Annotated in this window: 6 protein-coding genes; 3 read left to right on the forward strand and 3 right to left on the reverse strand. The window is 72.8% G+C overall.

The genetic code is table 11. From position 1 onward, the window contains the following. The first annotated feature begins 47 nt into the window (after positions 1–47). Together FOE67_RS12180 and FOE67_RS12185 are read left to right on the forward strand one after the other, a co-directional pair. Entirely contained in the window at positions 48–2324 is a 2277-nt protein-coding gene (locus FOE67_RS12180) for an MMPL family transporter (protein ID WP_182663469.1), read from the forward strand. Between the two features lie 182 nt (positions 2325–2506). Next, complete coding sequence (locus FOE67_RS12185) at positions 2507–2956, forward strand: DUF4383 domain-containing protein (protein WP_182663471.1); 450 nt, start codon at positions 2507–2509, stop codon at positions 2954–2956. A 53-nt stretch (positions 2957–3009) separates the two neighbouring features. Here FOE67_RS12185 and FOE67_RS12190 read toward each other — a convergent pair whose 3' ends face one another. Both FOE67_RS12190 and FOE67_RS12195 read right to left on the reverse strand, forming a co-directional pair. Beyond that, the gene (locus FOE67_RS12190) at positions 3010–3369 is read right to left on the reverse strand and encodes a hypothetical protein (protein WP_182663473.1); all 360 of its coding nucleotides are present in this window, start codon (positions 3367–3369) and stop codon (positions 3010–3012) included. A gap of 152 nt (positions 3370–3521) precedes the next feature. Next, positions 3522–4346 carry an AraC family transcriptional regulator gene (locus FOE67_RS12195; protein WP_323384807.1) on the reverse strand — a complete coding sequence of 275 codons (825 nt, stop codon included), beginning with the start codon at positions 4344–4346 and terminating at the stop codon, positions 3522–3524. Positions 4347–4395: 49 nt separating this feature from the next. Between FOE67_RS12195 and FOE67_RS12200 the strand changes: the two genes are divergently transcribed. Continuing rightward, positions 4396–4941, forward strand: coding sequence for a DUF2000 domain-containing protein (locus tag FOE67_RS12200; RefSeq protein WP_182663477.1), 546 nt, complete (start codon positions 4396–4398; stop codon positions 4939–4941). Positions 4942–5045: 104 nt separating this feature from the next. Here FOE67_RS12200 and metG read toward each other — a convergent pair whose 3' ends face one another. Continuing rightward, positions 5046–6692 (reverse strand): methionine--tRNA ligase, encoded by a 1647-nt coding sequence (gene metG, locus FOE67_RS12205; RefSeq protein WP_182663479.1) that lies wholly within the window; start codon positions 6690–6692, stop codon positions 5046–5048. Positions 6693–6728 lie beyond the last annotated feature (36 nt).

A 6728-nucleotide genomic window follows, 5' to 3' on the forward strand; every position in this document is an offset into this window, starting at 1 on the left:
CCCCTCGGCCGCCCCCTCTCCACCGATTCACGGAAACGGATGACCTCGTGGCTCAACTCCTCTACCGGTTGGGAAGGTTCGCCTTCCGACGGCGACGCCTGATCGCCCTGATCTGGGTGGCGCTGCTGGCCGCCGCCGGCACCGGCGCGGCACTCACCCCCTCCTCCACCTCCTCCTCCATCACCATGCCGGGCACCGAGGCCCAGGAGGCCTTCGACCTGATCGAGGAGCGCTTCCCCGGCATGGCCGCCGACGGGGCCACCGCACGGGTGGTCCTCAAGGCGCCGGAGGGCGAGCGGATGGACGACCCCGGGAACGCCGCGGCCGTCACCGACGTGGTCACCGAACTGGCCGCCGGCTCCGAGCGGGTGGCGGCCGTGGCCAATCCCTTCGAGACCGGGGCGATCGGGCCCAACGGCGACATCGCCTACGTCCAGGTCTCCTACACGGTCAAGGGCATCGAGCTGGAGGACGCCGACCGCGACGCCCTCCTGGCGGCGGCCGATCTCGGCCGGGAGGCCGGCCTGACCGTCGAGGTCGGCGGCGACGCGCTGTTCCAGGAGATCGGCGGCTTCACCGCCGAGATCATCGGCGTGCTGCTCGCCGCGATGGTCCTGGTCATCACCCTCGGCTCGTTGATCGCGGCCGGCCTGCCGCTGCTGACCGCACTGATCGGCGTCGGGATCGCGGTCTCCGTGATCACCGTCCTGGCCACGCCGCTGGAGTTCGACAGCACCACCCCCGTGCTGGCCGTGATGCTGGGCCTGGCCGTGGGCATCGACTACGCCCTGTTCATCGTCTCCCGGTACCGCGCCGAACTGGCCGACACCCCCGACCGCGAGGAGGCGGCCGGCCGGGCGGTGGGCACGGCGGGCTCGGCGGTGGTCTTCGCCGGCCTGACCGTGGTCATCGCGCTCGCCGGCCTGGTCGTGGTGAACATCCCGCTGCTCACCAAGATGGGTCTGGCCGCCGCCGGCGCGGTGATCGTGGCGGTGCTGATCGCCGTCACCCTGGCCCCCGCGCTGTTCGGCTTCGCGGGGGAACGGGTGCTGCCCCGCCGCGAGCGCCTCGCGGCCCGGGCCGGGAACCCCACCGGGGACGATGCCCCGGCCCCCGCCGACACCCCGAAGGACCGGGCCGCGAAGCCGAACCACGGCACCCGCTGGGCCCGGCTGGTGCTGCGCCGGCCGGTGGTCGTCCTGGTCACCGCCGTCGTCGGTCTGGGCGTGCTGGCGATACCGGTGGCGAGCCTGGAACTGGGGATGCCCGACGAGGGGTCGCACTCCCCGGAGAGCACCCAGCGCAAGGCGTACGACCTGCTCGCCGAGGGGTTCGGCCCGGGCTTCAACGGCCCCCTGCTGGTGGTCGTGGACACCGGTGCCGTCGCCGACCCGCAGGGCGAGGCGGACGCCGTGTTCGCCACGGTCTCCGGCACGGAGGGCGTGGTGGCCGCCGTGCCGCCGGTCTTCAACGAGGCCGGTGACACCGCGATGATGACGGTCATCCCCGCCTTCCGTCCCAGCAGCACCGAGACCGAGGACCTGGTCACCGCCATCCGCGCGGAGACCGGCGACAACGTGCTGGTCACCGGTCTGACCGCGATGGGCATCGACATGTCGCGGAAGTTGAGCGACGCCATGGTGCCGTACCTGGCCCTGGTGGTGGGCCTGGCCTTCCTGCTCCTGGTCCTCGTCTTCCGTTCCCTGCTGGTGCCGCTGAAGGCCGCCGCCGGCTTCCTGCTCTCGGTGCTGGCCGCCCTGGGCGCCGTGGTCGCGGTCTTCCAATGGGGCTGGGGTGCCGGGCTGCTCGGCGTGGAGGTCACCGGGCCGATCATGAGCATGATGCCGATCTTCCTGATCGGCGTGGTCTTCGGGCTGGCGATGGACTACGAGGTCTTCCTCGTCACCCGGATGCGCGAGGCGTACGTGCACGGCGAGTCCCCGCGCGAGGCCGTGGTCACCGGTTTCCGGTACGGCGCGCGGGTGGTCACCGCCGCCGCGATCATCATGATCTCCGTCTTCGCGGGCTTCATCGGCTCCTCCGAGGCCATGATCAAGACGATCGGCTTCGGCCTGGCCGTGGCGGTCCTCCTGGACGCCTTCGTGGTCCGGATGGCGATCGTGCCCGCCGTGCTGGCCCTGATCGGCCGCTCCGCCTGGTGGTTGCCGGCGTGGCTGGACCGGATCGTCCCCGCTGTCGACGTCGAGGGCGAGAAGTTGGCCCGCCCCGACACGTCGGGGCGGGCGGGGGCGGAGAAGCTGGCCGCCGACGCCGGCGAGCCCGTCGAGCCGGAGGAACCGGCCGGGGAACCCGCACGGGTCTGACCGGCCCCTCCACGGCCACCCCCGCGCCGCGAGCCCGGGCCCGTCGCCCCTCCATCCGGGGCGGCGGGCCCGTTCGCGTCCGCTCCGGGGCCTCCCCGCCGGGGGCCGAGGTTTGGTTCGCGGTGCGGGGGTACCCGTGGACGGGTCGGCACCAAGGCGATCCGAGAGGCGGGACACGACAGATGGCATCCCAGGAGCGTTCCACGAGGACCCGTCGGGCACCGGTGAGTCTCGCCGCCCTGTTGGTGGGGGTGGTGTTCCTCGTCATCGGGGTCCTGGGCTTCGTCCCCGGCATCACCACGAATTTCGAGGACATCGAGTTCGCCGGACACCGATCCGAGGCCATGCTGTTCGACCTCTTCCAGGTATCCATCCTGCACAACCTGGTGCACCTGGCCTTCGGCGTCGCGGGGTTGGTCATGGCCCGGACCGTGCCGCTCTCCCGGATCTACCTGATCGGCGGCGGACTGGTCTACATCGCGCTGTGGATCTACGGCATGGTCATCGACCACGACAGCGACGCCAACTTCGTGCCGCTCAACACCGCCGTGGACTGGCTCCACTTCGGCCTGGGGCTCGGGATGATCTCGCTCGGTGTCTTCATGCCGCGCCGTATCCCGCAGCCCTACTGAGCCGGCCTCACGGACGGCGCCGGGGTCGCGGCGGTGCGGGAAAGGGGGAGGGCTCAGAGCACCAGGGTCCAGAGCCACACGAGGGCGGCCCCGGCCACCCCGAGGAGGACGAGGGTCATCATCAGCAGGACACCGATCGCGATCGCCCACTCGGTGCGGCCGATGGGTCGCCCCGTTCGGCTGCTGATCCGCTGCCGACGGCGGCGTCGGTCGAGTTCGGGGTGGGCGTCGAGGGCCGCCACCGCGACCGCGGCGGCCCAGTGCGCCTGGTCCGGGGAGGAGCCCTTGGGCAGGTAGGGAGCGAGATGGTGTTCCACCCGCGCCGGCCGGGGGTCCTCCTGCTCGATGAGGGCCCGGGCGCGCAGGGCGATGTCCTCACGGCTCGGTCGTGGCGTGCTGCGCTCGCTGGTCAAGGGCCCGCCCCTCCGCTCGGGTTCGCGGTCGTCCCGGCCCCGGCGTTCCACCACCGCGCGGACGGGGCCGGTTACGCCATGCTGCCACACCGGGCGGAAGCGGGGACGGCCCGATCACCCACCGGGCGGCGGAGCCGGGTCCGGCGACCGGCTCAGCCGGTCCCGCGCAGCCATCGCCCCGGCGGGACCCCGAGCACCCGGCGGAAGTGCCGGGTGAGGTGGGGTTGGTCGTGGAAACCGGCGAGCACCGCGGCCTCCGCCGGCGGGCACCCCTCCAGCAGGAGCCGGCGGGCCAGGTCCACCCGCAGGGTGACCAGGTAGGCGTGCGGCGGCATCCCCACGCGCCGCGTGAACGCCCGCACCAGATGGGTGGGGTGGACGCCGAGGAGGTCGGCGGCCTCCGCCAGGGTCACCCCCTCGCGGACCCGGGCGTGCAGCAGCTCCCGCAGCCGGTCGGCCGGCCCCACCGGTGTCCGGGGGCCCGGCGCGGACCCGTCGGCGGAGGGTCGCAGCCACCGGGTGCGCAACCGCTCGACGACGAAGGCCAGTCGGGTCTCGGCCTCCAACTCCTCACCGGGCCGGGCCAGGGCCAGGTGGAGGCGGTGCAGGCGGGAGCGCAGGAGCGGATCGGGGAGGCCGGGGCGGTCCACCGCCGGGCCGACGAGGTCGCGGCCCAGCAGGGACTCCTCCAGGTACAGCACGCGCTTGCGCAGCCCGTTCGGCGTGGTGGGGGCACCGTTGTGCGGGACGTGCGGGGGCAGCAGGGTCACCAGGGGGGTGGGCGCGTCGTGGGTGCGGCGGTCCAGGTCGTAGCGGACCACCCCGTCGTCGATCAGCAACACCGTCCAGGTGTCGTGGGCGTGGAGGGGGTAGGCGTGGTCCACCAGATGGGCGCGGAGGACCTCCCGCACGCCCCCGACGGCGGGGCTGCGGGACAGGAGGCGGGAACGACGGTCCCCGGCGGGCCTTCCCGGCACGTCAGGATCGTACAAGACCGGGTCCCCCGGCACGGGGAAGGCTGGGGCCATGATCACCACGCCCACCGACGCCACGCCCACCGACACCACGAGCACCGACACCAGGGTCACCGACACCGGGCCCACCGACACCGGGCCCCGCGGGGAGCCGGCTCCCGGACCGGCCGAGGAGCCGGCCCGCTTCGACCCCCGCGCCACCCGCATCGCCGTGGTGCTCCGCGAGGACCTGCCCGTCTGGCAGCGCCTGAACGTCACCGCCTTCCTCTCCGGCGGTCTCGCCGGAGCCCACCCCGGGTTGATCGGCGAGCCCTACGAGGACGCCGACGGCACCCGGTACGCCGCGATGTTCCGACAGCCCGTGGTGGTGCGGGAGGCCGACGGGGAGGCGCTGCGCGCGGCGCACCGACGCGCCGTGGACCGGGGGCTGACGGTGGCGGTCTTCACCGCAGACCTCTTCGCCACCGGCAACGACCGGGACAACCGGGCCGCCGTGCGGGGTGTGCCCCGCGATCGGTTGGACCTCGTCGGCCTGGCCGTCCACGGCCCCCGCAACGCCGTGGACCGGGCGCTGAAGGGCACCCGGATGCATTCCTGAGACCGCCCCGCCCGGCACCCGACCGAGGCCCGACCGACACACCGTCGCCCCGGGTCCCTCCCGCAAGGGGAGGGGCCCGGGGCGACGGTCGCGAACGGCGTCGATCAGTCCTCGGCCGGCACCTCGATGCGCGGGAAGAGCGCGCGGGCCTTGCTCACCGGCGTCCCGGTCAGGTCCTCCAGCCAGCGGTCGGCTCCCGGCACCTTGACCGGATCGCTGCCCAGCGCCTCCAGCACCGCGGCGGCCGGCCGGGGCAGGAACGGCTGGAGCAGCCGACCGATCTGCCGCACCGCGCCGGCGAGGTGGTGCAGGGTGGTGTCCAGGGCGGCGTTCGAGGCGTCGTCACCCGCCTTGGCGAGGTGCCAGGGGGCGCGCTCGTCCACGTAGGCGTTGGTGCGCCGCACCAGGTCCCACACCTTCGCCAGCGCCTCGCGGTGGTCGTAGCCCTCCATCGCCGCGTGCATCGCGCGGTCGCTCTCCAGCAGTTGGGCGGTCAGCTCCTCCTCGGGGCGCTCCACCGGGCCGGGAGCGGGCACCGCGCCGTCCCGGTAGCGGACGATCATGCTGGTGACCCGGCTGAGGAGGTTGCCCAGGCCGTTGGCGAGGTCGGTGTTGTACCGCTGGACCAGGCGCTCCTCGCTGAAGTCCGCGTCGCCGAAGGGGGAGACGTCGGCGAGCAGGAAGTAGCGCACGGCGTCGGTGCCGAAGCGGTCGATCAGGTCGGTCGGGTCCACCACGTTGCCCAGGGACTTGCTGAGCTTCTGGCCGGAGGCGGTGATGTAGCCGTGCACGACGATCTCGGTGGGCAGCGGCAGTCCGGCGGAGAGCAGCATCGCGGGCCAGTAGACGGCGTGGAAGCGGGTGACGCCCTTGCCGACCACGTGGACGCGGTGTTCGGCGTTCTCCCAGAAGCGCTCGTAGTGCTCGTCGCCGCGGGTCCAGCCGAGGGCGTTGATGTAGTTGGTGAGCGCGTCGATCCAGACGTACATCACCTGCTCGGGGTCCTCGGGGACCCGGATGCCCCAGCCCCGGGCACGCTCCATCGAGCGGGAGATGCTGATGTCGGCGAGGCCGGCGCGCACGAAGCTGGTGACCTCGTTGAGGCGGGTCTCGGGGACGATGCGCAGCTCACCGGATTCCAGCAGCTCCAGCAGGCGGTCCTGGTAGCGGGAGAGGCGGAAGAAGTAGTTGCGCTCGGAGATCGTCTCGGGCTCGACCAGGTGCTCGGGACACTTGCCGTCCACCAGTTCGGCGGGGGCGTAGAACTGCTCGCAGCCCACGCAGTACAGGCCCTCGTAGTCCTTGGTGTAGAGGTCACCGGCGGCGGCGATCCGGCGCCAGATCTCGGCCGCGCCCTCCAGGTGGTCGGCGTCCACGCTGGTGCGGATGAATCGGGTCAGGTCGATCTCCAGGTCGCCGACCATTTTCTCGAAGAAGACGACATTGCGGTCGACCAGCTCGCGGGCGGAAATCCCCTCCTTGTCCGCCGCCAGCACATTCTTCAGGCTGTTCTCGTCCGATCCGCTGAGGAAGTACACGTCCCGCCCCGACATGGCCGCGTACCGCGCGAACGCATCGCTCTGCACGAACTCCAGGGCGTGACCGACATGGGGCCTGGCGTTGACGTACGGGATGGTGGTGGAGATGAACGATGCAGCAGCCATGGTGGTGGAGGTTCCCAGCTTCGGATGGTGAGCGACGACAGGACGCCACCAGGGTAGCGCCCGGCGGACCCCGCCCGCGCCGGATATCCGCCCGACGGGCGGGGGTGTCCGACCGGGTGGGGC

Source organism: Streptomyces calidiresistens (genome assembly GCF_014141525.1).
GTDB lineage: Bacteria > Actinomycetota > Actinomycetes > Streptomycetales > Streptomycetaceae > Streptomyces > Streptomyces calidiresistens.

Coding starts and splice junctions, on each gene's coding strand:
- FOE67_RS12185 (WP_182663471.1), top strand. CDS start 2,507: ATGGCATCCCAGGAGCGTTCCACGAGGACCCGTCGGGCACCGGTGAGT.
- FOE67_RS12200 (WP_182663477.1), top strand. CDS start 4,396: ATGATCACCACGCCCACCGACGCCACGCCCACCGACACCACGAGCACC.